This is a genomic window from Streptomyces sp. NPDC046866, assembly GCF_040704625.1.
GTDB lineage: Bacteria > Actinomycetota > Actinomycetes > Streptomycetales > Streptomycetaceae > Streptomyces.
Window position 1 is genome coordinate 75396 of record NZ_JBEYXN010000020.1, and the last position, 24564, is coordinate 99959.

The 24564-nt window shown below is 72.6% G+C and carries 22 protein-coding genes, 1 pseudogene and 1 riboswitch; of the genes and pseudogenes, 7 read left to right on the top strand and 16 right to left on the bottom strand.

From position 1 onward, the window contains the following. Positions 1 to 20: 20 nt before the first annotated feature. Together AB0953_RS25815 and AB0953_RS25820 are read right to left on the bottom strand one after the other, a co-directional pair. Entirely contained in the window at positions 21 to 1199 is a 1179-nt protein-coding gene (locus AB0953_RS25815) for a spermidine/putrescine ABC transporter substrate-binding protein (protein WP_366861954.1), read from the bottom strand. Between the two features lie 105 nt (positions 1200 to 1304). Further along, positions 1305 to 2744 carry a gamma-aminobutyraldehyde dehydrogenase gene (locus AB0953_RS25820; RefSeq protein WP_366861955.1) on the bottom strand — a complete coding sequence of 480 codons (1440 nt, stop codon included), beginning with the start codon at positions 2742 to 2744 and terminating at the stop codon, positions 1305 to 1307. A gap of 169 nt (positions 2745 to 2913) precedes the next feature. Between AB0953_RS25820 and AB0953_RS25825 the strand changes: the two genes are divergently transcribed. The 6 genes from AB0953_RS25825 (at position 2914) to AB0953_RS25850 (ending at position 8924) form a co-directional block, all read left to right on the top strand. Beyond that, complete coding sequence (locus tag AB0953_RS25825; RefSeq protein WP_366861956.1) at positions 2914 to 3417, top strand: Lrp/AsnC family transcriptional regulator; 504 nt, start codon at positions 2914 to 2916, stop codon at positions 3415 to 3417. A 3-nt stretch (positions 3418 to 3420) separates the two neighbouring features. Further along, positions 3421 to 4782 carry an aspartate aminotransferase family protein gene (locus AB0953_RS25830; RefSeq protein ID WP_366861957.1) on the top strand — a complete coding sequence of 454 codons (1362 nt, stop codon included), beginning with the start codon at positions 3421 to 3423 and terminating at the stop codon, positions 4780 to 4782. A 199-nt stretch (positions 4783 to 4981) separates the two neighbouring features. Next, complete coding sequence (locus tag AB0953_RS25835; protein ID WP_366861958.1) at positions 4982 to 5770, top strand: ATP-binding cassette domain-containing protein; 789 nt, start codon at positions 4982 to 4984, stop codon at positions 5768 to 5770. Continuing rightward, the gene (locus AB0953_RS25840; RefSeq protein WP_366861959.1) at positions 5752 to 6831 is read left to right on the top strand and encodes a hypothetical protein; all 1080 of its coding nucleotides are present in this window, start codon (positions 5752 to 5754) and stop codon (positions 6829 to 6831) included. The genes AB0953_RS25835 and AB0953_RS25840 overlap by 19 nt, the downstream gene beginning before the upstream one ends. A gap of 179 nt (positions 6832 to 7010) precedes the next feature. Next, on the top strand, positions 7011 to 7922 hold the full coding sequence (locus AB0953_RS25845) for a hypothetical protein (protein ID WP_366861960.1): 912 nt from the start codon (positions 7011 to 7013) through the stop codon (positions 7920 to 7922). 66 nt (positions 7923 to 7988) lie between these two features. Next, positions 7989 to 8924 carry a DMT family transporter gene (locus tag AB0953_RS25850; RefSeq protein WP_366861961.1) on the top strand — a complete coding sequence of 312 codons (936 nt, stop codon included), beginning with the start codon at positions 7989 to 7991 and terminating at the stop codon, positions 8922 to 8924. Here the strand turns inward: AB0953_RS25850 and AB0953_RS25855 are convergent. The 9 genes from AB0953_RS25855 to rpsB form a co-directional block, all read right to left on the bottom strand. Then, a complete protein-coding gene (locus AB0953_RS25855; protein ID WP_366861962.1) occupies positions 8878 to 9927 on the bottom strand; it encodes an ABC transporter ATP-binding protein in 1050 nt (349 codons plus the stop codon). The genes AB0953_RS25850 and AB0953_RS25855 overlap by 47 nt on opposite strands. Then, the gene (locus tag AB0953_RS25860; protein WP_366861963.1) at positions 9927 to 11543 is read right to left on the bottom strand and encodes an iron ABC transporter permease; all 1617 of its coding nucleotides are present in this window, start codon (positions 11541 to 11543) and stop codon (positions 9927 to 9929) included. Before AB0953_RS25860 ends, AB0953_RS25855 begins: the two co-directional genes overlap by 1 nt. A gap of 122 nt (positions 11544 to 11665) precedes the next feature. Beyond that, positions 11666 to 12766 carry a thiamine ABC transporter substrate-binding protein gene (locus AB0953_RS25865; protein WP_366861964.1) on the bottom strand — a complete coding sequence of 367 codons (1101 nt, stop codon included), beginning with the start codon at positions 12764 to 12766 and terminating at the stop codon, positions 11666 to 11668. Between the two features lie 84 nt (positions 12767 to 12850). After that, positions 12851 to 12960: riboswitch (TPP riboswitch) on the bottom strand. Positions 12961 to 13090: 130 nt separating this feature from the next. Then, the gene (rlmN, locus tag AB0953_RS25870; protein WP_362175701.1) at positions 13091 to 14206 is read right to left on the bottom strand and encodes a 23S rRNA (adenine(2503)-C(2))-methyltransferase RlmN; all 1116 of its coding nucleotides are present in this window, start codon (positions 14204 to 14206) and stop codon (positions 13091 to 13093) included. 179 nt (positions 14207 to 14385) lie between these two features. Next, complete coding sequence (locus AB0953_RS25875; protein ID WP_366861966.1) at positions 14386 to 15462, bottom strand: phosphatidate cytidylyltransferase; 1077 nt, start codon at positions 15460 to 15462, stop codon at positions 14386 to 14388. Continuing rightward, entirely contained in the window at positions 15462 to 16019 is a 558-nt protein-coding gene (gene frr, locus AB0953_RS25880) for a ribosome recycling factor (protein WP_366861968.1), read from the bottom strand. The genes AB0953_RS25875 and frr overlap by 1 nt, the downstream gene beginning before the upstream one ends. An 85-nt stretch (positions 16020 to 16104) precedes the next feature. Continuing rightward, positions 16105 to 16884 carry a UMP kinase gene (gene pyrH / locus AB0953_RS25885; RefSeq protein ID WP_361905611.1) on the bottom strand — a complete coding sequence of 260 codons (780 nt, stop codon included), beginning with the start codon at positions 16882 to 16884 and terminating at the stop codon, positions 16105 to 16107. A 162-nt stretch (positions 16885 to 17046) separates the two neighbouring features. Continuing rightward, on the bottom strand, positions 17047 to 17883 hold the full coding sequence (gene tsf / locus AB0953_RS25890) for a translation elongation factor Ts (protein ID WP_366861969.1): 837 nt from the start codon (positions 17881 to 17883) through the stop codon (positions 17047 to 17049). Between the two features lie 137 nt (positions 17884 to 18020). After that, positions 18021 to 18857, bottom strand: a complete 837-nt coding sequence (rpsB, locus tag AB0953_RS25895) for a 30S ribosomal protein S2 (protein ID WP_366861970.1) — start codon at positions 18855 to 18857, stop codon at positions 18021 to 18023. A gap of 250 nt (positions 18858 to 19107) precedes the next feature. Between rpsB and AB0953_RS25900 the strand changes: the two are divergent. Further along, positions 19108 to 19533 (top strand): annotated as a pseudogene (locus AB0953_RS25900) (M23 family metallopeptidase); the annotation flags it as partial. Between the two features lie 88 nt (positions 19534 to 19621). On the opposite strand, the gene AB0953_RS25905 reads toward AB0953_RS25900, so the two are convergent. From AB0953_RS25905 to AB0953_RS25925, 5 genes are all read right to left on the bottom strand, one after another. Beyond that, positions 19622 to 20179 carry a helix-turn-helix domain-containing protein gene (locus AB0953_RS25905; RefSeq protein ID WP_366862022.1) on the bottom strand — a complete coding sequence of 186 codons (558 nt, stop codon included), beginning with the start codon at positions 20177 to 20179 and terminating at the stop codon, positions 19622 to 19624. Between the two features lie 52 nt (positions 20180 to 20231). Next, complete coding sequence (gene whiG, locus AB0953_RS25910; RefSeq protein ID WP_366861971.1) at positions 20232 to 21068, bottom strand: RNA polymerase sigma factor WhiG; 837 nt, start codon at positions 21066 to 21068, stop codon at positions 20232 to 20234. Positions 21069 to 21277: 209 nt separating this feature from the next. After that, positions 21278 to 22459, bottom strand: coding sequence for a DNA-processing protein DprA (dprA, locus tag AB0953_RS25915; protein ID WP_366861972.1), 1182 nt, complete (start codon positions 22457 to 22459; stop codon positions 21278 to 21280). Positions 22460 to 22545: 86 nt separating this feature from the next. Next, on the bottom strand, positions 22546 to 24180 hold the full coding sequence (locus AB0953_RS25920) for a YifB family Mg chelatase-like AAA ATPase (protein WP_366861973.1): 1635 nt from the start codon (positions 24178 to 24180) through the stop codon (positions 22546 to 22548). Continuing rightward, positions 24180 to 24551 (bottom strand): YraN family protein, encoded by a 372-nt coding sequence (locus AB0953_RS25925; protein WP_366861974.1) that lies wholly within the window; start codon positions 24549 to 24551, stop codon positions 24180 to 24182. The genes AB0953_RS25920 and AB0953_RS25925 overlap by 1 nt, the downstream gene beginning before the upstream one ends. Positions 24552 to 24564 lie beyond the last annotated feature (13 nt).

Below are 24564 nucleotides of genomic sequence, written 5' to 3' on the forward strand. Positions count from 1 at the left end.
CGGCCGTCCGGCCGGCGCCGTCAGAGTCCGACGATGGCGTTCCAGCGGGCGGCGAGCGAGCGGCGTTCGGCCGAGGAGATGTCGCGGGCCACGGCCAGGCGGGCACGCATCTGCTCGTCCGGGAAGATCAGGGGGTTCTCGGCCAGCGCGGCGGTCTCCTTGTCGTCCGAGCGGGCGAGCACCTCGCGGGCGGCGGGAACGGGGCAGACGTAGTTGACGGCGGCGGCGAGCTCGGCGGCCACCTCCGGCGCGTAGTAGTGGTCGATCAGCGCCTCGGCGTGGGCCTTGTGCCGGGCCAGGTTGGGCACGAGCATGCTCTCCGCCCACAGCTCGGCGCCCTCCTCGGGGACGACGAACTCGATGTCGGGGTTGTCGGCCTTGAGCTGGATGGCGTCGCCGGAGTAGGCCTGGCAGGCCAGGACGTCGCCCTTGCCGAGGTCGGAGGTGTAGTCGTTGCCGGTGAAGCGGCGTATGTGCTTCTTCTTCACCATGCGCTCGACCTGGTCGCACATGCGGTGGAAGTCGGACTCGGTCCACCGGGTGACGTCCACGCCGTCGCCCTGCATCAGCAGGGCGAAGGACTCGTCCAGGCCGGAGAAGAGGGTGACCTTGCCCGCCAGGTCCGGGTGCCACAGGTCCCGGACGGACTTGATCTCCCGGCCCAGGGCCCTGCGGTTGTAGGCGATGCCGGTGATGCCCGACTGCCAGGGGACGGTGTGCAGCCGGCCCCGGTCGAAGGCGGGGGCGCGCAGCTGCGGATCGAGGTGCGCGGCCACGTTGGGCTGCCGGGAGCGGTCCATCGTCTGGGCCCAGCCCAGGTGGACGAAGCGGGCGGCCATCCAGTCGCTGACCACCACGAGGTCGTGGCCGGTGTCCTGGTGGTTCATCAGCGCCGGGCTGACCTTGCCGAAGAACTCGTCGTTGTCGTTGATCTCCTCGCTGTAGCGGACCTCGACGCCGGTCCGCTCGGTGAAGGCCTCGAGGGTCGGGCGGCGCTCCTCGTCCTTGTCGTCGGTGTCGATGTAGAGCGGCCAGTTGGAGAAGTTGACGGTCCGTTCCCGGTCGGAGCGGTCCGGGCCTCCTCGCCGGTCCTCGGGGACGTAGGCGGCGGGCACGCCGCAGCCGGTGAGGGCCGCGAGCAGGCCGGCGGCACCGAGGCCGCGCAGCGTCGCGCGGCGGGAGAAGGCGGGTTCAGGCATGGGGAAAGCCTCAAGGAACGTGAAGAGGGCGGGCAATAGACACATTGTCTACTGCCCGCCCCCTCAGGGCCCTGCGGTGATCGATCCGACTGCCGTGGCGGCAGGTCAGCCGTCGAGCGAGGTCATCACGTGCTTGATGCGGGTGTAGTCCTCGAAGCCGTAGGCGGAGAGGTCCTTGCCGTAGCCGGACTTCTTGAAACCGCCGTGGGGCATCTCGGCGACGAGCGGGATGTGGGTGTTGATCCACACGCAGCCGAAGTCGAGGTGCTTGGACATGCGCATCGCGCGGGCGTGGTCCTTGGTCCACACGGAGGAGGCGAGGGCGTACTCGACGCCGTTCGCGTACTCCAGGGCCTGGGCCTCGTCGGCGAAGGACTGGACGGTGATGACCGGGCCGAAGACCTCGTTCTGGATGATCTCGTCGTCCTGCTTGAGGCCGGAGACGACGGTCGGCGCGTAGAAGTAGCCCTTGTCGCCGACGCGGTGGCCGCCCGCCTCGACCTTGGCGTGGGCGGGGAGGCGCTCGATGAAGCCGGCGACCTGCTTCAGCTGGTTGGGGTTGTTCAGCGGGCCGTAGAGCACGTCCTCGTCGTCCGGCTGGCCCGTCTTGGTGTCGGCGGCGGCCTTGGCGAGGGCGGAGACGAACTCGTCGTGGATGGACTCGTGCACGAGCACGCGGGTCGCGGCGGTACAGTCCTGGCCGGCGTTGAAGTAGCCGGCGACGGCGATGTCCTCGACGGCCTTGGCGATGTCGGCGTCCTCGAAGACGACGACCGGGGCCTTGCCGCCGAGCTCCAGGTGGACGCGCTTGACGTCCTTCGAGGCGCTCTCGGCGACCTGCATGCCCGCGCGCACCGAGCCGGTGATGGAGGCCATCGCCGGGGTGGAGTGCTCGACCATGGCCTTGCCGGTCTCGCGGTCGCCGCAGACGACGTTGAAGACGCCCTTGGGCAGGATGGAGTCGATGATCTCGGCCATCAGGACCGTGGAGGCCGGGGTGGTGTCCGAGGGCTTGAGCACCACGGTGTTGCCCGCGGCGATGGCCGGGGCGAACTTCCACACGGCCATCATCATCGGGTAGTTCCACGGCGCGACCTGGGCACATACGCCCACGGGCTCACGGCGGATGATCGAGGTCATCCCATCCATGTACTCGCCGGCCGAGCGGCCCTCGAGCAGGCGGGCCGCACCCGCGAAGAAGCGGATCTGGTCCACCATCGGCGGCAGCTCCTCGCTGGCCGTCAGGCCCAGCGGCTTGCCGGTGTTCTCCGACTCGGCGGCCACGAGCTCGTCCGCGCGCGCCTCGAAGGCGTCGGCGATCTTGAGCAGGGCCTTCTGGCGCTCGGAGGGCGTGGTGTCGCGCCAGCCGGGGAAGGCGGCGGCGGCCGCGGCCATGGCGGCGTCCACATCGGCCTGGCCGGAGAGCGGGGCGGTGGCGTACACCTCGCCGGTGGCGGGGTTGACCACCTCGGTGGTGCGCCCGTCGGCGGCGTCCTTGAACTCTCCGCCGATGTAGTTGCGCAGACGACGCAGTTCGGTGGTCACTACAGCCACACTCCTGATCACAGGTCCAACGATTGAGACGAAACCCAAGCCTAGCCCGTGGGCGGACGCTTTCGACAGGGCCACATGCCGCGAACTACGAAATCAGCAAGATCAGAGTCAGCAAACGACGGATTTCATCGATTCCGTCTTGCGGAACAGACGACTCCTCGTGCACAGTGATGCCGTGGTCAGTCGAAGCGCAGATTCCCGGAACAGACAACCGTCCCCTTCGGTCGATGCTGTGTCCCTGGCGATCATCGAGCAACTGCAGGAGGACGGACGCCGTCCTTACGCCGCCATCGGCAAGGCCGTGGGCCTGTCGGAGGCGGCCGTGCGCCAGCGCGTGCAGAAGCTGCTCGACCAGGGCGTCATGCAGATCGTCGCCGTCACCGACCCCCTCACCGTCGGTCTTCGGCGACAGGCCATGGTCGGCATCAACGTCGAGGGCGACGTCGATCCGGTGGCCGAGGCACTGACCCAGATGGCCGAGTGCGAGTACGTGGTGATGACCGCGGGCTCGTTCGACCTGATCGTCGAGATCGTCTGCGAGGACGACGACCACTTGCTGGAGACGATCAACAAGAGGATCCGCGCGCTCCCCGGCGTGCGATCAACCGAAAGCTTCGTTTACCTGAAGCTGAAGAAGCAGACCTACATGTGGGGAACTCGATAGCCCGTGAGCCAAGACCTGTCCAAAACCGCGTATGACCACCTGTGGATGCACTTCACCCGCATGTCGTCGTACGAGAACTCCCCCGTGCCGACCATCGTCCGCGGTGAGGGCACGTACATCTTCGACGACAAGGGCAAGCGCTACCTCGACGGTCTCGCCGGACTGTTCGTGGTCAACGCCGGTCACGGCCGCAAGGAGCTCGCCGAGGTCGCCTACAAGCAGGCCCAGGAGCTCGCGTTCTTCCCCGTGTGGTCGTACGCGCACCCCAAGGCCGTGGAACTCGCCGAGCGCCTCGCCGACTACGCGCCCGGCGACCTGAACAAGGTCTTCTTCACCACGGGTGGCGGCGAGGCCGTCGAGACCGCGTGGAAGCTCGCCAAGCAGTACTACAAGCTGCAGGGCAAGCCCACGAAGTACAAGGTCATCTCCCGCGCGGTCGCCTACCACGGCACCCCGCAGGGCGCCCTGTCCATCACCGGCCTGCCGGCCCTGAAGGCCCCCTTCGAGCCGCTGGTCCCGGGCGCGCACAAGGTGCCCAACACCAACATCTACCGCGCCCCGATCCACGGCGACGACCCGGAGGCCTTCGGCCGCTGGTGCGCCGACCAGATCGAGCAGCAGATCCTCTTCGAGGGCGCCGACACCGTCGCCGCCGTCTTCCTGGAGCCGGTGCAGAACGCCGGAGGCTGCTTCCCGCCGCCGCCCGGGTACTTCCAGCGGGTCCGCGAGATCTGCGACGAGTACGACGTGCTGCTCGTCTCCGACGAGACCATCTGCGCCTTCGGCCGCCTCGGCACGATGTTCGCCTGTGACAAGTTCGGCTACGTCCCGGACATGATCACCTGCGCCAAGGGCATGACCTCGGGCTACTCCCCGATCGGTGCCTGCATCGTCTCGGACCGCATCGCCGAGCCCTTCTACAAGGGCGCCAACACCTTCCTGCACGGCTACACCTTCGGCGGCCACCCCGTGTCCTCCGCGGTGGCCATCGCCAACCTCGACATCTTCGACAAGGAAGGCCTCAACCAGCACGTGCTGGACAACGAGTCCGCCTTCCTGAAGACGCTGCAGAAGCTGCACGACCTGCCGATCGTCGGCGACGTCCGCGGCAACGGCTACTTCTACGGCATCGAGCTCGTCAAGGACAAGGTCACCAAGGAGTCCTTCACGGACGAGGAGACCGAGCGCGTGCTCTACGGCTTCCTGTCCAAGGCGCTCTTCGACAACGGCCTGTACTGCCGTGCCGACGACCGCGGCGACCCGGTCATCCAGCTGGCCCCGCCGCTGACCGCCGACCAGGGCACCTTCGACGAGATCGAAGGCATCCTGCGCTCGGTGCTCACCGAGGCGTGGACCAAGCTGTAGGACGAAGCCGCAGGGCCAGGCCGGCAGGCCAGGCTGTAAATAGGCCCGATGACACGGCCCGGATCCCCCGTTCGAGTGAGAACGGGGAGGTCCGGGCCGTGTGCTGTCACGGTCCGGGACCTTCATCTCTTTACATCTCAGTGCGGGCGCCGGTGACCGAACCGGCTCCGCTTCGTTCCCCCGAACGGAGGTGTACGCCATGGTGGCTCCACCGGACAACGCCCCACCGGACAATGACGTCCTGTGGGCCCGGTCCGTTCACTACTCCCACGGGGAGTCCCCCCGGGCGAAGTCCGGCGGAGGTTCACCCGGCCTCGTCGGCGTCTCGATCGCCGTCCGCCAGGGCGAGATCCTCGCCGTGACCGGACCCCGCGGCAGCGGCAAGACCACCCTGCTGGACTGCCTGTCCGGCCGGCTCGTCCCCACCGAGGGCGAGATCTGGTTCAACAGCATCCCCGTCCACACCATGGGAGCCCCCGACCGCCGGCGGCTGCGCCGCGACCGGTTCGGCTGGATCGGCCCCGAGCCGGCGCTGGTTCCGGAACTCACCGCGTGGGAGAACGCGGCCCTGCCCCTGCTCGTTGCGGGCGCCTCGCACCGCACCGCCAAGCACGCCGCCCGCGCGTGGCTGGACCGCCTCGACATCGGCGGCCTCGCCCGCCGGCGCCCCCGCGCACTCACCCGCGCCGAGGCCCAGCGCGTCGCCCTGGCCCGCGCCCTGGTCAACGAGCCGGCGGTGATCTTCGCCGACGAGCCCACGGCACCGCTGCACCGCGCCGAGCGCTCCCTGCTGCTGCGCACCCTCACCACCGCGGCCCGCTCGCACGGGATCACCGTGGTGCTGGCCACCCACGAGGAGGGCACCGCCGCCGTCGCCGACCGCTGCTTCGACCTCCTCGACGGCCGTCCCGCCGGAGCGGCCGCGACCGTGGCCGCCGGTCCCGACGACACCCCGGAGGAGCAGGCCGCGTGCTCGCTCTCCGCCTAGCCCGCGGCTCCCGCCCGCTCGTCCAGCTGCGCCGGCTGCTGGTCGCCGCCGCCTGCTCCGGCGCCGCCTTCCTGCTGCTCCACGTCCTGGCCGACGCCACCGCCCGGCCTGCCGGATCGTTCCCTCGGCTGCTGTGGGCCCTGGTCCCGCTCGCAGCCGCCGTCCAGTTCGCCGTCGCCGTCGCCCGGACCGACCCGGCGTGCCGCCCCCGCGCCGGGATGGACGCCGTCGGACTGGGACCCGCACGCCTCGCCCTCGTCGCCGCCGTCTCCACCGCCATCCCCTGCGCCCTGGGCAGCGCCCTGGCCCTGGCCGCCTTCCTCCACCTGCGCGGCGACCTCGCCGGACTTCCCTTCGACGGCGCCGGGGCCCGGCTGCTGCACGCCGACCGGCCGCTGCCCGTCGCCGCCGCCCTCACCCTGCTGGCCCTGGTCCCGCTGAGCGCCGCGGCCGCCACGGCCCTCGCGCTGCGCCCGCACACCCCGCCCGCCCCGCAGACGGGGCTGCCCTGGGGCATCGCCCTGACCGCCTGCGGGCTCGCCGTACAGGCATGGGCCGGCCGCGGCGGCGCAGGGGTCCCGGCCGGCTGGGCCCTGACCACCGCCGGACTCGCCCTCGCCGGCCCCGGCCTCACCCATGCCTGCGGGGCCGTGGTCCAGGCCGTCCGCCCCGGCGCGCTGCGGCTGCTGGCCGGGCGGGCCCTGCAGGAGGACGCGGCCCGGCTGGGCCGGCCCTTCGGCGTGCTGTGCGCGGTCGGCGCGGCGGCCCTGACCTTCGCGGCCCTGCCCGGCCGGAGCGCCCTCGGCTCCGGCGGCCCGCTGGGCCCGCTGACCGCTCCGGCCGCCGCCCTGGTCGGCGCCTGCGCCGCCGCCGCGCTGCTGGTCCGCGCCGCGGAGGTCCGCCAGACCCGCTCCGGCACCCGCACGGCCCTGCTCGCCCTCGGCACCCCCGACGGCGTCCTGCGCACGTCCGCCGGCCTGCGGGCCGGCGCGCTGCTCGCCCTGTGCGTACCGGTCAGCTGGGGTGTGGCGCAGCTGACGTCGCTGGTGCTGACCCGCTGACGCGGCACCGCTGCCGCGGCCCCTCCACGACGACGCCGTCTCCGGCTCCCTCGACGAGCACCCCGCCGGCGCCCGGCGGCGCTCGCCGCAAGGGGCTGGGGGCGCGAGGCAACTTCCGGGCCCGTTCTCACGTCTGGCAGAGGTACCGCAAAACCTGCCAGACGTGAACGGAGCGCTCGGTGCTCATAGGCCTGCTGACCGCGATAGCGGCGTCCATCTGCTACGGCACGGGATCCGTCCTGCAAGCCGTCGGCTCGCGCCGGGCGGCCCGTACGACCCCCGCCGAGGCCGGGGTGACGGCGCACGGCGGACCCAACCTGTCGTCCACCGCCAAGGCGGCGATGACCTGGGAGTTCATCCTCGGCACCGTCCTGGACTTCGCGGGCTTCGGCTTGGGCGCGCTCGCCGCCCGGCTGCTGCCCCTCTTCCTGTCCCAGACGGTCATCAGCGCCAACCTGGTGATCACGGCGGTCCTCAGTGTGCGGATGCTCGGCATCCGGCTGACCCGCAAGGAGTGGATCTCCATCGGCGTGGTGTGCGCGGCGCTGGTGCTGCTGGCGACGGCCGCCGGGCACGAGGGCGGCCACCACGCCCCGATGTCCACGCACTGGTGGCTGTTCGGCGTGACCGTGCTGATCATCGGCGGCGGCACGGTCGCGGTACGGCTGCTGGGCGCGCGGGCGGCGATCCTCGCAGGCCTGCTCTCGGGCCTGGCCTTCGGCGCGCTCGGCGTCGGCGTGCGGATCCTGAACGGCATCGACCCGTTCGACGTCGCCTCCCTGCTCGGCGACCCCGCCCTGTACGCCATCGTGCTGGCCGGGGTCGGCGGCATGTACCTGCACACCGTCGCCCTCCAGATCGGCTCGGTCAACGGCGCCACGGCCGCGCTGGTGGTCGGCGAGACGGTCCTGCCCGGCGCGATCGGCGTGCTCTGGCTGGGCGATGCGTCCCGGCCGGGGCTGGCCTGGCTGGCCGCCGTCGGCTTCGTCCTCGCGGTGGCCGGCGCGGTGGCCGTCGCCTGGTACGGCAACCACGACGGTGCCGAAGCCCCTGCCGGGGCAACGGAGCCGGAGCCGGCCGAAGCCCGCTAGCCACGGCAACCGGGCGCTGCCCGGTGCCGGACGGCGCGCCGTCGGGCTGCGCCCTACCGTGAGGGGATGGACCAGCGTCCCGACCGGGTGGCGCCGGCGGCTTTCGCCGCGGGGGCCGTGCTCGCGGGCGGCAATGCGGTCGGGGTCCGGTTCTGCCTGCGCGAACTCGACCCGCTGTGGGGCGCCGCCCTGCGGTTCGGGGCGGCGGCGGTGCTCCTGGCCGGCGTCACGGCCGCCCTGCGCCTGCCGCTGCCGCGCGGCCGGGCCCTCGCCGGCGCCGTGGCGTACGGGCTGCTCAACTTCGGCGTCACCTTCGCCCTGACGTACTACGCGCTCGTGGAGATCCATGCGGGCCTGGGGCAGACGCTGCTCGCGCTGGTCCCGCTCGTCACCCTGCTTCTCGCCGTGCTCCAGCGGCAGGAGCGCCTGCGGGCGTCGGCCACCGCGGGCACCCTGTGCGCCGTGGCGGGGGTCGCGGTGATCTCCCGGGCACCGCTGCAGGCGTCGGTGCCGCTGCCGTCCTTCGCGGCGCTGCTCGGGAGCGTGGTGTCGTTCGCCGAGGGGGCCGTGCTGGCGCAGCGGATCCCGAAGGTGCACCCGGTGACCATGAACGCGGTCGGGATGGGCGCCGGCGCCGCGGCCCTGTTCGCCGCGTCGGCCGCGGCGGGGGAACGCTGGGTGCTGCCCGGGCGCGCCGCCACCTGGTGGGCACTGCTGTACCTGGTCGTCGCGGGCTCGGTGCTCGTCTTCGTCTGCTACCTGCTGGTGATCCAGCACTGGGGCGCGGCCCGGGCCGCGTACGCGTTCGTCGTGGTCCCGGTGGTGGCGATCGTGGCCTCGGCCCGGCTGGACGCCGAGCCGCTGACCGCCTCGCTGCTGCTGGGCACCCCGCTCGTCCTGGCCGGGGTGTACCTGGGGGCGCTACGCGGCAGCGGGCGGGACCGGCCCCGGCCCGCTAGGCCGGCGACGGGAGGACGACCACCTCGGACGGGGCGAAGGTGACGCCGACCCGGTCCCCCGGGGACGGGGCTGCGGCCAGGTCGCACTCGGCCTCCAGGGCGGGGCCCCGCGGCGGGCGCAGCAGCAGCGCGACGTGCGTGCCGCGGAAGGTCCGCGAGAGCACCTCGCAGGGCAGGCCGTCCGTGCCGAGGCGGACTCCCGCCGGGCGGATGAGGACCTGCTGCTCGCCCTCGGGCGAGCCGTCGGGCACGGGGACCCTGCCCCAGGCGGTCTCCGCGGCGCCGCCCGCAACGGTGGCCGGGGCCACGTTCTCGAAGCCGAGGAAGCGCGCCACGAACTCCGAGGCGGGCCGCTGCCAGACCTCCAGCGGCGTCCCGGCCTGCGCGATGCGGCCCTCGCGCATCACCACCACCCGGTCGGCCAGGGCGAACGCCTCGCCCTGGTCGTGGGTGACGGCCAGCACGGTGGTGCCCAGCCGGGAGAACAGCTCGCGCAGCTCCACCACGAGTCGCTCGCGCAGGCCCCGGTCCAGCTGTCCCAGCGGTTCGTCCAGCATCAGCAGCCGCGGTGACGGGGCCAGCGCCCTGGCCAGGGCGACCCGCTGCTGCTCGCCGCCCGACAGGGAGGACACCGAGCGGCGCTGGGCGCCGGGCAGCCCGACCAGCTCCAGCAGCTCCGCGACGCGTGCGGTGTACGCGGCGGCGCGCGCCGCCCGGCCGCGCCCGTCGGCCCAGCCGCGCATGCGCAGGCCGAAGGCGACGTTCCCGGCGACGTCCCGGTGCGGGAAGAGCTGGTGGTCCTGGAACATCAGGCCGACCCCCCGCCGGTGCACGGGCACCCTGGCCTGGTCCGCCCCGCCCAGCAGGACCCGCCCCGACGACACCGCCTGGAGCCCGGCGACGACCCGCAGGAGCGTGGACTTGCCGCTGCCGCTCGGACCGAGCACGCACACGGTCTCGTGCTCGGCGACCCGGAGGTCCACGGAGTCGACGACGGTGCGCTCTCCGAAGCGGACCGACACGCCGGCCAGTTCGAGCAACGTCATCAGAACTCTCCCGAGGTCTTGTCGGGGCGCAGCCGCTCCAGCACCAGCAGGGACGCCGCGCACACCAGCATCAGAATCGTGCTCAGGGCCATCGCCTGCCCGTAGTTCAGCCCGCCGGCCCGCCCGAGCAGCCGGGCCACGGCCACCGGCAGCGTCGGCCGGTCCGGCCGTGCGATGAAGACGGTCGCGCCGAACTCCCCGAGCGAGACGGCGAAGGCGAACCCGGCAGCGATCAGCAGGGCCCGCCGCACCAGCGGCAGGTCCACCTCCCGCCAGGCCCGCAGCGGGGACGCGCCGAGCACGGCGGCGGCCTCCCGCAGCCGCGCGTCCACGGCCCGCAGCACCGGCAGCATGGTGCGCACCACGAAGGGCACGCCGACCAGCGCCTGCGCCAGCGGCACCAGGATCCACGAGGTCCGCAGGTCCAGCGGCGGCTCGTCCAGGGTGATCAGGAATCCGAAGCCGACCGTCACGGCGGAGACCCCGAGCGGAAGCATCAGCAGCGCGTCGAAGCCGCGGACGAACCGGCCCCCGCGCCGGGTCAGGGCGGCCGCGGCGAGGCCGCCGACCAGCACGGCGATGGCGGTGGCGGCCAGCGCGTACTGCAGGGAGTTCCAGACCGCCTCCAGCGGCGGGACGAGGAACGTTCCGCCGCCGGCGCCCGCGCTCTGCAGCGCCCGGTAGAAGCCGAACCCGTACCCGCCCGGCGCGTCGAGGGACCGCTCCACCAGGACGCCGAGGGGCAGCACAATCAGCAGCGCCACCCCGAGCAGCACCCCGCCCAGCAGCGCCCACTGCCCCGCGCCGCGCGGCCGGTGCGCGGTCCGGGCGGGGTCCACGAGCCGCAGGGCCGTCTCGCGCCGGCGCACGGTCCGGGCGTGGACGGCGAGGATCAGCAGGACGGCGGCGAACTGCACCATCGTCAGGACGGCGGCCGTGGGCAGGTCCAGCAGCTGTGCGGTCTGCCGGTAGACCTCGACCTCGAGCGTGGCGTACGAGGGCCCGCCGAGGATCTGCACGACGCCGAAGGAGGTGAAGGTGAACAGGAACACCATCAGGGCGGCGGCCGCCACCGCCGGAGCCAGAGCGGGCAGCGTGACCCGCCGCCACGCGGCGAAGCGCCCGGCGCCCAGCACCCGGGCGGCCTCCTCCTGCCGCGGGTCGAGCTGGGCCCACAGCCCGCCGACGGTGCGGACGACGACGGCGTAGTTGAAGAAGACGTGCGCGAGCAGGATCGCCCACACGGTGGTGTCCAGCCGGACGCCCCACAGCTCCTGGAGCAGCCCGCCCCGCCCGACCAGCGCCAGGAACGCGGTCCCGACGACCACGGTCGGCAGCACGAACGGAACGGTGACCACGGCCCGCAGCAGCTGCTTGCCGGGGAAGTCGAACCGCGCGAAGACGTACGCGCCGGGCAGTGCGACCAGCAGCGTCAGCACGGTCGACGCGAGCGCCTGCCAGGCGGTGAACCACAGGACGCCGGCGATGTCCGGGCGGGACAGCACCTCGCCGATGCGGCCGAGCTGCCAGCCGGCGTCGGTCCGCACGCCCCGGCCGACGATCGCGGCGACGGGATAGGCGAAGAACAGCCCGAAGAAGGCCAGCGGTACGGCCATCAGGGCGAGCCTGACGGCCGTACCGCGTGCGCCCTCGCGCGGCGCGGCGGCGCCTGCGCGGAGGCGGCCTGCGCGGGGGCGGCGTGCGGCTGCGTCCGCGGCCGCCCCTGCGGCTTCGTGGCCTACTTCACGACGATCGAGGACCACGTCTTGACCCACTGCTCACGGTTCTTGGCAATGGTCTCGGGAGCCACGTTCTGGGGCTTGTCGATGACCACGCCGTGCTTCGTGAACAGCTCCGGCAGCTTCGCGTCCTTGACCACCGGGTTCACGAACATCTGGAGCGGCATGTCCTCCTGGAACTTCTTGCCGATCAGGAAGTCGATCAGCGCCTTGCCGCCCTCCTCGTTCTTCGCGCCCTTGAGCAGGCCGGCGAACTCGACCTGGCGGAAGCAGGTGCCGGTGGACACGCCCGTGGGCGCCTCGGCCGGCTGCGGCTCGCCGTAGAGCACCTCGACCGGCGGGCTGGAGGCGTAGGAGACGACCAGCGGGCGGTCTCCCTTGGCCTTCTTGCCGCCCGCGGAGCCGGAGAAGCGCTCGTTGTAGGCCTGCTCCCAGCCGTCGACGACCTCGACCCCGTTGGCCTTCAGCTTGCTCCAGTAGTCCTTCCACCCGTCCTCGCCGTACTTGCCGACGCTGGCCAGCAGGAAGCCGAGGCCCGGCGAGGAGGTCGCCGCGTTCTCGGTGACGAGCAGGTCCTTGTACTCGGGCTTGACCAGGTCGTCCAGGGTCTGCGGCGGGGCCAGCTTCTTGTCGGCGAAGTACGCCTTGTCGTAGTTGACGCAGATGTCGCCGGAGTCGACCGGGGTGACCCGGTGCTGCTTGTCGAGGACGTACTCGGGCTTGACCCCGTCCAGGCCCTTGGCCTCGTACGGCGTGAAGATGCCGTTGTCGAGGGCGCGCGAGAGCAGGGTGTTGTCCACCCCGAAGAACACGTCGCCGCGCGGCGAGCCCTTGGTGAGGATCTCCTGGTTGAGGGCGGCGCCCGCGTCCCCGGACTTGAGGACCTTCACGGTGTAGCCGCTCTGCTGCTCGAACTCCTTCAGGACCGTGTCGGTCACGTTGAAGGAGTCGTGGGAGACGAGCGTGATCGTCTTCTGCTTCGGCGACTCGCTCCCGCCGGCGGCCGGCTTGTCCTTGCCGTCGCCGCCGCAGGCGCTGAGCGTGGCCACGCCGAACGCGGTCGCGAGCACGGCGCCCGCGATCTTCCTGGTGGTGCTCACTGGTGGATTCCTCCTGGGATGACCAGGAGAAGACGCGGCCCTGCCCGGCGCTGTCAGGAGCGGACGCCGGGCAGGGCGCAACAGCTTGAGTGATGACCGAACTTCCTACCCCGAATGACCGGGGCGAGGTTCAGAGGGTCTGCGGTGGACGGTGACCGCACTCTCAGCGCTGTGGCGCTCCCCTGTCGGAATATGCAAATGGGTACGGCCACAGAGTACCCCGTGGCCGCACCCGGCCTCCCGACGGTACCGCAGGCAACTGCGCAGGTCAGCGCGCCGGCACCGGTCGGCCTGCGGAGCGCGGGCGCCGGGGCGGCGTGCGCGTCAGCGCTCCGAGGCGGCGAGCTGGCCGCAGGCGCCGTCGATCTCCTGGCCGCGGGTGTCGCGCACCGTCACCGGCACCCCGTGGCGGGCGATGGCCTCGACGAAGGCGCGCTCGTCCTCGGGGCGCGAGGCGGTCCACTTCGAGCCCGGCGTCGGGTTCAGCGGGATCAGGTTGACGTGGACGCGCTTGCCCTTGAGGAGCCGGCCGAGGAGGTCGCCCCGCCAGGCCTGGTCGTTGATGTCGCGGATCAGGGCGTACTCGATGGAGACCCGGCGGCCGGACTTCTCGGCGTACTCCCAGGCCGCGTCGAGGACCTCGCGGACCTTCCAGCGGGTGTTGACCGGGACCAGGGTGTCGCGCAGCTCGTCGTCCGGGGCGTGCAGCGAGACGGCGAGGCGGCACTTGAAGCCCTCGTCGGCGAAGCGGTGGATGGCAGGGACCAGGCCGACGGTGGAGACCGTGATCCCGCGCTGCGACAGGCCGAGGCCGTCGGGCTCGGGGTCGGTCAGCCGGCGGATGGCGCCGACGACGCGGTTGTAGTTGGCCAGCGGCTCGCCCATGCCCATGAAGACGATGTTGGACAGGCGGGCCGGGCCGCCGGGGACCTCACCGTCGCGCAGGGCGCGCATGCCGTCCACGATCTGGTGCACGATCTCGGCGGTGGACAGGTTGCGGTCCAGGCCTGCCTGGCCGGTGGCGCAGAACGGGCAGTTCATGCCGCAGCCGGCCTGCGAGGAGATGCACATGGTGACCCGGTCGGGGTAGCGCATCAGCACGGACTCGACGAGCGTGCCGTCGTGCAGCTTCCACAGGGTCTTGCGGGTGGTGTCGTCGTCGCACGAGATGTGCCGCACGACCGACATCAGGTCCGGCAGCAGCTCCTGCTGGAGCTTCTCGCGGGAGCCGGCCGGGATGTCCGTCCACTCGGCCGGGTCGTGCGCGTAGCGCGCGAAGTAGTGCTGCGAGAGCTGCTTGGCCCGGAACGGCTTCTCGCCGATCGCGGCGACCGCCTCGCGGCGCTCCGCGGGCGTGAGGTCGGCCAGGTGCCGGGGCGGCTTCTTCGCCCCCTTGGGCGCGACGAAGGTGAGCTCTCCCGGAGCGGGGCGGGGTGCCATGATCGGTCCTTCCTCAGGGCGACGAGGTCCGACGACCTCCGAACGGGCGGAGGTGATGGCGGTGGCGCGTCCGCGCCGGAGACCTCACACGAGATGCATCCCCGCAATCACGGGGTGAAGGGCGCACCACAGGTGGTGGTGCGCCCTTCAGGATAACCCGGTCGGCCCAGCCGGTGCCCTCAGCCGGTGCCGACGAAGAGCGCCAGCAGCAGCCACACCACGGGGGCGGTCGGCAGCAAGGAGTCCAGCCGATCCATGATCCCGCCGTGGCCGGGCAGCAGCGTGCCCATGTCCTTGATGCCCAGGTCCCGCTTGATCATCGACTCGCCGAGGTCGCCGAGGGTGGCGCTGACGGCGACCGCGAGGCCGAGCAGCAGGCCCTGCCACCAGGCGCCGCCGTCGACCAGGAACTCCATGCACAGCGCGCCGGCGCCCATCGCGAAGGCGACCGCGCCGAGGAGCCCCTCACGGGTCTTGCCGGGGCTGATGCGCGGGGCGAGCTTGTGCTTGCCGAAGCGCCAGCCCACCGCGTAGGCCCCCGTGTCGCTGACCACGGTCAGCAGCAGGAAGGTGACCACGCGCTGGGGGCCGTCGTCCGCGGTGAGCAGCATCGCGACGAAGGTGGCCAGGAAGGGCACGTAGAACGCCGCGAAGACGCCGGCCGTCACGTCCTTGAGGTAGTCCTCGGGAGGTTCGGTCATCCGCCAGACCAGGACCGCCAGCGCGGTCAGGGCCATGGCCACCCAGGCGCCCTCGGCCCCGCGGACGTATCCGGCGATGACCATGGCGGCGCCGCCGATCGCCAGCGGGACGAGCGGCGCCCTGATGCCCTTCTTCTCCTGGAGCCGGGAGGTGAGCTCCCACAGGCCCACGACGACCGCGACGACGATGACGCCGACGAAGACCGCCTTGACGATGAAAAGCGAGGCGAAGATCACCGCACCGAGGCCGACGCCGACCCCTATGGCGGCACGCAGGTCGCGCCCGGCCCGCTTCTTCTGCGGCGGGGGCGAGGCGTCCTGCGGTGCCTGCGAAGGCGGGGGCGGGGGGCTGGGCATGGGCTCCTGCGGCGGCATCTCGGCGCGGAACGGGGGGCCGCCGTCAGCGGCAGCCCCCCGATCGCGTGCTTCCCGGTCGTCGAAGTCACGGCCGGCGGCATCGGGCACGATGGGCATGGGCCGAGTGTGCGGTCCCACCAGCGCATCGTATGCGGGACCCGCCGGAACCGGCTCCGTGGCCCAGGGAGAGTCGTTCATCAGACCTCGAGGAGCTCGGCTTCCTTGTGCTTGAGCAGCTCGTCCACCTGCGCGACGTACTTCGCGGTGGTGTCGTCGAGCTCCTTCTCGGCGCGGCGCACCTCGTCCTCGCCCGTCTCCTTGTCCTTGACGAGCTTGTCGAGGGCGTCCTTGGCCTTGCGGCGGACGGAGCGGATGGAGACCTTGGAGTCCTCGGCCTTGGCGCGCGCGACCTTGATGTAGTCGCGGCGGCGCTCCTCGGTCAGCTCGGGGAACACCACACGGATGATGTTGCCGTCGTTGCTCGGGTTGACGCCCAGGTCGGAGTCGCGGATGGCCTGCTCGATGTTGCGCAGGGCGCTCTTGTCGAACGGGGTCACCACGGCCATGCGGGGCTCGGGCACCGAGAAGGACGCGAGCTGGTTGATGGGGGTGATGGCGCCGTAGTAGTCCGCCATGATCTTGTTGAACATCGCCGGGTGCGCACGGCCCGTGCGGATCGCGGCGAAGTCTTCCTTGGCGACGACGACGGCCTTCTCCATCTTCTCCTCGGCCTCGAGGAGGATTTCTTCGATCACCACGTGCTCCTGCATGTCTTGAATGGATGGTTCAGGCGGGCGGTGCGAGCCGGGCCCCGCAGGGCCCGGTCCGGCTGCGGACCGCTCAGGCCCGGGTTCCCTGGTCGCTCACCAGCGTGCCGATCTTCTCACCCTTGACGGCGCGGGCGATATTGCCCTCGGCGAGCAGTTCGAACACCAGGATCGGCAGCTTGTTGTCGCGGCACAGCGTGATGGCGGTGGCGTCGGCGACCTTGAGGTCGCGGGAGAGCACCTCGCCGTACTCCAGCGCGTCGAACTTCACAGCGTCGGGGTTCTTCTTCGGGTCGGAGTCGTAGACCCCGTCGACGCCGTTCTTGCCCATGAGGAGGGCCTCGGCGTCGATCTCCAGGGCGCGCTGGGCCGCCGTGGTGTCGGTGGAGAAGTAGGGCATGCCCATACCGGCGCCGAAGATGACGACGCGGCCCTTCTCCAGGTGCCGTACGGCGCGCAGCGGGATGTACGGCTCGGCGACCTGGCCCATGGTGATCGCCGTCTGGACACGGGAGTCGATGCCCTCCTTCTCCAGGAAGTCCTGGAGGGCGAGGCAGTTCATGACGGTGCCGAGCATGCCCATGTAGTCGGAACGGGCGCGGTCCATGCCGCGCTGCTGGAGCTCGGCGCCGCGGAAGAAGTTGCCGCCGCCGATCACGACGGCGATCTCCGCGCCGTCCCGGACCACGGCGCCGATTTCACGCGCGATGGCATGCACGACGTCGGGGTCGACGCCCAGTCCTCCACCACCGGAGAAGGCTTCGCCCGACAGCTTCAGCATGAAGCGGCGGCCCTTCTTCCCGTGGTCGCTCTTGTCGTCGGAAGCGGTGTGGGGGTCCACGCCCTGATTCATGGAGATCTCCTCGTGCGCATACGAAGAAGGCCATTGCCGGTGGGTCCTCGCGGTTCCCTCTACGGCAATGGCCTCCTCGTCAGATCTGCGGTCGCTCCGCGCGGACGCGGACGACTGCTTCAGACCCTACCGGGGTCCGGTGTCCGTCGTGTACCGACGGACTCAGATGCCGACCTTGATGCGCGCGAAGCGCTTCAGGGTGACACCGGCCTCGTCCAGAACCTTCTGGACGGACTTCTTGTTGTCCAGCGCGTACGGCTGGCCGAGGAGGGTGGCCTCCTTGAAGAAGCCGTTGACGCGACCCTCGACGATCTTGGCGATGGCAGCCTCGGGCTTGCCCTCCGCGCGGGTGACCTCTTCGGCGATGCGGCGCTCGGACTCGACCTTCTCGGCCGGGACGTCCTCGGCGGACAGCCACTGCGGGGCGAACGCGGCGATGTGCTGCGCGACGCCGCGGGCGACCTCGGCGTTCTCCTTGTCGAGCTCGACCAGGACGCCGATCTGGAACGGCAGGTCGGGCATCGTGCGGTGCATGTACGCGGTCACGTAGCCGTCGGAGAACTGCGCGAAGCGGTCCAGGACGATCTTCTCGCCGAGGTTGGCGTTGGCCTCGTCGACGAAGGCGGTGACGGTCTTGCCGGGCTCGATCTCGGAGGCGAGCAGGGCCTCGATGTCGGCCGGGGAGGTGGCGGCGACGTGGGCGGCCAGCTGGTTGGCGACGGCCAGGAACTTGTCGCCCTTGGCGACGAAGTCCGTCTCGCACTTCAGCTCGACGATGACACCGGAGGTGTTGTCGTCGGCGATGAGGGAGACGACGGCACCGTTCTCGGCAGAACGGCCCTCGCGCTTGGCGACACCCTTCTGACCCTTGATGCGGAGGGCCTCCTGGGCCTTCTCGACATCGCCGTCGGCCTCGACGAGCGCGTTCTTGCAGTCCAGCATGCCGGCGCCGGTGAGCTCGCGGAGCTTCTTGACGTCAGCGGCGGTGTAGTTCGCCATGAGTCTTTTGCTTCTCTCTCGAAGTCGTAGATCTACGGGTGAACGGCGGAGGAAACGCGCCCGTGGGCGCGGCTCCCCCGCCGTCATCGTCCGTGCTGCGAGTGCCCGGCGCGTGAACGCCGGGCGCCCCCAGTGGGTCAGGCCTGCTCGGCGTCCGCGGCCGGGGCCTCGGCGGCGGCCGGCTCGTCGGCCTTCTTCTCACCCTCGAGCAGGTCGCGCTCCCACTCGGCGAGCGGCTCGCCGGCGGCCTTGTCGCCCGGCTTCGAGTCGCCGGTCGCAGCGCCGGAGCGGGCGATGAGGCCCTCGGCGACGGCGTCGGCGATCACGCGGGTGAGCAGGGTGACGGAGCGGATCGCGTCGTCGTTGCCCGGGATCTTGTAGTCGACCTCGTCGGGGTCGCAGTTGGTGTCGAGGATCGCGACGACCGGGATGTGCAGCTTGCGCGCCTCACCGACGGCGATGTGCTCCTTCTTGGTGTCGACGATCCAGACGGCGCTGGGAACCTTCGACATCTCGCGGATACCACCGAGGGTCTTCTCCAGCTTGGCCTTCTCGCGGGAGAGGACCAGGAGCTCCTTCTTGGTGAGACCCGAGGACGCGACGTCCTCGAAGTCGATCGCCTCGAGCTCCTTCAGGCGCTGCAGGCGCTTGTAGACGGTGGAGAAGTTGGTGAGCATGCCACCCAGCCAGCGCTGGTTGACGTACGGCATGCCGACGCGCGTCGCCTGCTCGGCGATGGCCTCCTGGGCCTGCTTCTTCGTACCGACGAACATGATGGAGCCGCCGTGCGCGACGGTCTCCTTGACGAACTCGTAGGCGCGGTCGATGTACGACAGCGACTGGAGCAGGTCGATGATGTAGATGCCGTTGCGCTCGGTGAAGATGAAGCGCTTCATCTTCGGGTTCCAGCGACGGGTCTGGTGACCGAAGTGGACGCCGCTCTCCAGCAGCTCCCGCATCGTTACGACGGCCATGGCCATCTCCTTGGTTTTCTCGGTTTGGTCCTGACGTCCCATCGCGCCCTGCCCCCGGGAAGGGGACCGAGAGACGCTGCCGCGCGGCCGGATCGGCCGGTGCTGGGGCGTGCGAAGTCGACCCGGTGACCCGGATCGCCGTAAGAAGTGTACGGGACCGGGCGGTATGCCAGGTGACGCCGTTGTCCACAGCGGGCCGGCCGTCCACAGGCGCGGTCGCCCTGCGCGAGGGGTGCGGGACGCTGCGGTCATGACGACGCTGCTGCTCATCCTGCTGCTGGCGGTGGTTCCGGCCCGGGCCGCCGCGCCTTCCGCCCCGGACCCGGCGGCGGCCGCGGGCGGCCGGCCGCTGGCCCCGCCGCTGGTGGTGGCCCGCTGGTGGGACCCGCCGCCGGGTCCGTACGCAGCCGGGCACCGGGGAGTGGACCTGGCCGCGCCGGTGGGGGCGCCGGTGCGGGCGGTAGGGCCCGGCCGGGTGCACTTCGCCGGGCCCGTCGCCGGCCGCGGGGTGCTCTCCCTCACCCTGCCGGGCGGCCTGCGCACCACCTACGAGCCGGTCAGGCCGCTGGTCGGGGAGGGCGAGGAGGTCGCCGCGGGCCAGGTGGTGGCGGTGCTGACGGAGGGCACGCACTGCCGTGAGCCCTGCCTGCACTGGGGCCTGCTGGCCGGCGAGGCCTACCGCAACCCCCTCGCCCTGCTCCCCCGGCCCACGCCCCGCCTGCTGCCGTCCGCAGCGGGGCCCGCCGGGCGGGCGGAGGCGGGGATCAGCCCCGGACGCCGCGCAGGGCCATCGCCACGGCCGTCTCGGTCACCACGGCCGGATCCTCGGCCGCGCCGAGCTCGATGCGCCGCACCGCCGCGTCGACCACGCCCTGCAGCAGCATCGCGGCCAGTTTCGGCTGCTCCTGGCCCAGGGCCCCGAGCGCCTCGACGATCATGGCGACCAGTCCGCCGTGCGCCGCGCGGATCTTCTCCCGCGCACCGGCGTCCAGCTCGCTGGCCGAGATCGCGACCACCGCCCGGTGCCGCCGGTCCCCGACCAGGCCCAGCTGGCTGCGCACGTAGGCCTCGATCTTCGCCTCGGGCGTCGGCGCCTGCTCCATGGCCGCCTCGATCTCGGCGGCCCACACGGGGAAGTCCACCGCGCAGAGCTCTTCGACCACGGCCGCGCGGGAGCGGAAGTACTCGTACACGGAGGACCGGGCGAGCCCGGTCCGCTCCGCCAGGGCGGGGAAGGTCAGGGCTTCCGTCCCGCCTTCGGACAGCAGGGTGCGGGCGGCGTCCAACAGGGCGCCGCGCTGCATCGACCGGTGCTCGGCCACGGAGGCCGCTCGAATCCTGGGCACGCTCCCACTGTACGGAGCGACCGGCGGCTCAGCGGCCGACATCCGCCAGCTTGGCCCGCAGTTGGAGCACGGACTTGGTGTGGATCTGGCTGACCCGGCTCTCGGTGACGCCCAGCACGTTGCCGATCTCGGCGAGCGTGAGGCCCTCGTAGTAGTAGAGCGTCACCACGGTCTTCTCGCGTTCGGGCAGCGTGTTGATGGCCCGGGCCAGCAGGCGGCGCAGTTCGCGGTCCTCGGCCACCTCCACCGGGTCGTCCGCGGCGGTGTCCTCCAGGGTGTCCATCAGGGAGAGGCGGTCGCCGCCCTCGCCGCCGACGTGCAGCAGCTCCTCCAGGGCGACGACGTTCGCCAGGGACAACTGGCTGAAGACCGTGTGCAGTTCCTCCACCGCGATCCCCATCTCACCGGCCACCTCGTGCTCGGTGGGGGTGCGGCGCAGCTGCGCCTCCAAGGTGGCGTAGGCCCGTTCCACGGCGCGCGCCTTCTGGCGCACGGAGCGCGGGATCCAGTCCAGCGCCCGCAGTTCGTCGATCATCGCGCCGCGGATGCGGGTGATGGCGTACGTCTCGAACTTGATGGAGCGGTCGAGGTCGAACTTCTCGATGGCGTCGATCAGGCCGAAGACCCCGGAGGAGACGAAGTCGGCCTGCTCCACGTTGGGCGGCAGGCCCACGCTGACCCGGCCCGCCACGTACTTCACCAGCGGCGAGTAGTGCAGGATCAACTGCTCCCGCAGCCGCTCGTCCCCCGTCTCCTTGTACGCGCGCCACAGCGCCTCCAGGGACGAGGGCGCGGTGGACCGCACACTGCCGCGGGCAGCGGGGGGCACAGCAGCGCGGTCGGACCCTGAGGTGTGCTGGGGCATGCTTCGCCTTTGCCGGAGCCGGATTCCTTGGGAGCGTAGCGTGACGAGAGTGTTGCGGTGCGCGAAGAGTACGGGATCGTATGAGGCCCCGGCGGCGCCCCGACTCGCACGGGCGACCCGGGACCGGCGCCTGGCGCTCGGTCCCGGCGGCTGCCGGCGGGAAGACCGCGTCATTCATCGCCTTCACTCTTTCACCGGAACGCCCCTGGTCAACGACCGCCTCGCCGGGGGCCACCGGTTTGAGTGCCTCCTTCACGTGTTCGCGGGACCAACCGCCAGCCGTCGCCCAGCCGTTCGACGAACCCCAGAGAGTGAAGTTCGTACAGTCTGCCGATGACTTCATCGGTGCCGGTGCCCGCGGCGAGGGCCACCTCCCCCGGCTGTACGGGGCGGCCGGCGGGGAGGGCTTCGAGCACCCGGGCGGTGTCCGGGTCCAGCAGGTCCCGGGCGACGACCGGACCGCGCCGCGCGGGAGCCAGCTCACCCATGCCGCCGACCAGCTCGACCACCTCGTCGGCATCCGTGACGAGCACCGCCTCGGCCCGCAGCAGCTCGTGCACCCCGGCCGACAGGCCGCTGGTGGCGGGCCCGGGCACGCCCATGGTGAAGCGGCCCAGCTGACGGGCCCACCGGGCCGTGACCAGGGAGCCGCTGCGGTAGGCGGCCTCGACCACGACGGTCCCGCGGGTGAGGGCGGCGATGACGCGGTTGCGCAGGACGAAGCGGCTGGGGGTGGGATGGCTGCCCACCGGCAGCTCGCCCAGCACCAGCCCCTGGGCGGCGATGGCCCCGAGCAGCCCGGCGTGCCCGCGGGGATAGGCGACGTCCACCCCGCAGGCCAGTACCGCGGCCGTGGCACCGCCGGCGCCGAGGGCCCCGCGGTGGGCGGCCGCGTCGACCCCGTACGCGGCGCCCGACACCACGACCCAGCCGCGCTCGGCGAGTCCCGCGGCCAGGGTGTGGGCCATGTGCGCGCCGTAGGGGGTGCAGGCGCGGGCGCCGACCAGGGCCACCGAGCGCAGGGCCCAGGTGCGCAGGTCGGGCCGGCCCCGCACCCACAGGCCGACGGGCCGGGCGTCGCCCAGGTCGTCGAGCTGGGTGGGCCACTGGGGCGAGCCGGGGCAGACGAACCGGCAGCCCGCCGCGGCGGCCTCGGCCAGCCGGCGCCCCGGGTCGGCGAGCGCGGCCCGCGCCCGGTACCCGGCGAGCCGCTGCGGGCCGACGCCGGTGAGCTCCGCCGGCTCGGGATCGGGGCCGGTCAGCAGCCGCATCAGGCCGGCGGCGCCGTGCTCGCGCAGCCACCGGCCTCCGTGCTCGTCCCCGGGCTCGATCACCCCGGCCAGCGCCACCCGGGCCCGCACCTCGTCCTCGCGGTCCTCCGTCCCGGACACCGCTCCCCCGGCGGACCGGCCCGGGCCCGGTTCCGCCCGCGGTCCGGATCCCGGTTCCCCGTCGGCAGGCGGCCACGGCGGGGCGCTCATGACCCGGATCCCGGGGTGAGGAGAGCGCCGCGGGCGATGCCGGTGCGCAGTTCCAGGGCGACGGCCGCGTCCAGCGCGTCGGGCCGGTCGTTGCCCCGCAGGTCGGCCACGGTCCAGGCGACCCGCAGCACCCGGTCCAGGCCGCGGGCCGTGAGCAGGCCCCGCTCCAGCTCCCGCTCGGCCTGGGCCATCGCCCCCGGCGCGGCGGGCCAGCGGGTGCGCAGCTCGTGCCCGGGCACCTCTGCGTTGACCCGCCACGGGGTCCCCTCCAGGCGGGCCGCGGCGCGCTCCCTGGCCTCGCGGACCCGGTCGGCGACCGCCGCGGTGGCCTCGCCGCGGCCGCGGCCCCCGAGCAGGTCGGAGCGGCTGACCGGCTCGACCTCCACCCGCAGGTCGACCCGGTCCAGCAGCGGCCCGGACAGCCGCGCCTGGTAGCGCCGGACCACCGAGGGCGGGCATTCGCAGCCGGCGTCGTGCCCGGTGTGCCGCCCGCAGGGGCAGGGGTTCGCCGCGAGGACCATGAGGAACCGGGCGGGCAGTTGCACCACCCCGGCGGCCCGGGCGATGACGACCCGCCCCGATTCGAGGGGCTGGCGCAGGGCGTCGAGCGCCTTGGCGCTGAACTCGGCGGCCTCGTCGAGGAAGAGCACGCCGCGGTGGGCGAGCGAGACCGCACCCGCCCGGGGCACCCCCGCCCCGCCGCCGACCAGGGACTGCATGGTCGCCGAGTGGTGGGGCGCGCAGTACGGGGCCCGCGTCACCAGCGGGTCACCGGGCGGCAGGATGCCCGCGACCGAGTGCACGGCGGTGACCTCCAGGGACTCCTGCCTGCTGAGCGGCGGCAGGATGCCGGGGATCCGCTCGGCCAGCATGGTCTTGCCGGCGCCGGGGGGTCCGCTGAGGAAGAGGTGGTGGCCCCCGGAGGCGGCGACCTCCAGGGCCCGGCGGGCGGCATGCTGCCCGGCGACGTCGGCGAGGTCGGGCAGGTCCGCCTCGACTCCCGCCCCCGCCCGGCCCCGCGCGATCCCGGTGCCCAGCCCCGCGCCCGGGACCAGCAGGCCGGCCGGGCCCGCGCCCGGCGGTCCGGCCCGCTCCGGCGGCTCCTCCTCGGGGACCTCCCCGTCGGTCAGGACGGCGATCAGCTGCCGCAGGGTCCGCACCCCCAGCACCGCGACGTCCGGGACGAGGGCGGCCTCGGCGGCGCAGGGCTCGGGCACCACCACGTGGCGGTGGCCCGCCTCCGCCGCGGCGAGGACGGCCGGCAGGATGCCCGGCACCGGCCGCACCCGGCCGTCCAGCCCCAGTTCCCCGATGAGCACCAGATCGGCGATGACGGCGGGGTCGACCGCCTCGGCGGCGCCCAGCACGGCGGCCGCCACGGCCAGGTCGAAGCCGGCGCCGGATTTGGGCACGGAGGCCGGGCTGAGCCCGACGGTGAGCTTCTTCTGCGGCCAGGCGGCGCCCGAGTTCACCACGGCGGCCCGGACCCGGTCCCGGCTCTCCACCAGGGTCTTGTCGGGCAGCCCCACGAGGGTGAAGGCCGCCACCCCCGGTTCGAGGTCGGCCTGGACCTCCACCACCACGCCCTCGACGCCCACCAGGGCGACCGAGCAGGCCCGTGCGAAGCCCATCACGCCACCCCCCGGACGTGCTCCACGACCGGCGCACCGCGCCGCGGCAGCAGGACCCCGACGAGGTCGATCCGGACGCCGCCCGGCGGCGGTCCGCCGTGGTCGGCGAGCCAGCGCCCGGCGAGCCGGCGCAGCCGCTCGGCCTTGCCCGCCCGCACGGCGGCCATGGGATGTTCGAAATCCCCCGCGCGCCGCGTCTTGACCTCGCACACGACGAGGGCGTCCCCGTCCCGCGCGACGATGTCGATCTCCCCGCTGCGACACCGCCAGTTCCGCGCGATGACGGTCATTCCCGCCTCGGTCAGCCGCCGTACCGCGAGCTCCTCGCCGTACCGCCCCAGTGCCTGCCGTGCCACGCCCTTCGCGTCCATCGGGCACCACCTC

Bases quoted from the DNA above. Each gene is read 5' to 3' on its own strand.
- AB0953_RS25815 (WP_366861954.1), bottom strand. From the start codon at position 1,199: ATGCCTGAACCCGCCTTCTCCCGCCGCGCGACGCTGCGCGGCCTCGGT.
- AB0953_RS25835 (WP_366861958.1), top strand. From the start codon at position 4,982: ATGGTGGCTCCACCGGACAACGCCCCACCGGACAATGACGTCCTGTGG.
- AB0953_RS25875 (WP_366861966.1), bottom strand. From the start codon at position 15,462: ATGAACGACTCTCCCTGGGCCACGGAGCCGGTTCCGGCGGGTCCCGCA.
- AB0953_RS25860 (WP_366861963.1), bottom strand. From the start codon at position 11,543: ATGGCCGTACCGCTGGCCTTCTTCGGGCTGTTCTTCGCCTATCCCGTC.
- pyrH (WP_361905611.1), bottom strand. From the start codon at position 16,884: ATGAATCAGGGCGTGGACCCCCACACCGCTTCCGACGACAAGAGCGAC.
- whiG (WP_366861971.1), bottom strand. From the start codon at position 21,068: ATGCCCCAGCACACCTCAGGGTCCGACCGCGCTGCTGTGCCCCCCGCT.
- rpsB (WP_366861970.1), bottom strand. From the start codon at position 18,857: ATGGCCGTCGTAACGATGCGGGAGCTGCTGGAGAGCGGCGTCCACTTC.
- tsf (WP_366861969.1), bottom strand. From the start codon at position 17,883: ATGGCGAACTACACCGCCGCTGACGTCAAGAAGCTCCGCGAGCTCACC.
- AB0953_RS25925 (WP_366861974.1), bottom strand. From the start codon at position 24,551: ATGGACGCGAAGGGCGTGGCACGGCAGGCACTGGGGCGGTACGGCGAG.
- AB0953_RS25920 (WP_366861973.1), bottom strand. From the start codon at position 24,180: ATGGGCTTCGCACGGGCCTGCTCGGTCGCCCTGGTGGGCGTCGAGGGC.
- AB0953_RS25855 (WP_366861962.1), bottom strand. From the start codon at position 9,927: ATGACGTTGCTCGAACTGGCCGGCGTGTCGGTCCGCTTCGGAGAGCGC.
- rlmN (WP_362175701.1), bottom strand. From the start codon at position 14,206: ATGGCACCCCGCCCCGCTCCGGGAGAGCTCACCTTCGTCGCGCCCAAG.
- AB0953_RS25850 (WP_366861961.1), top strand. From the start codon at position 7,989: ATGGACCAGCGTCCCGACCGGGTGGCGCCGGCGGCTTTCGCCGCGGGG.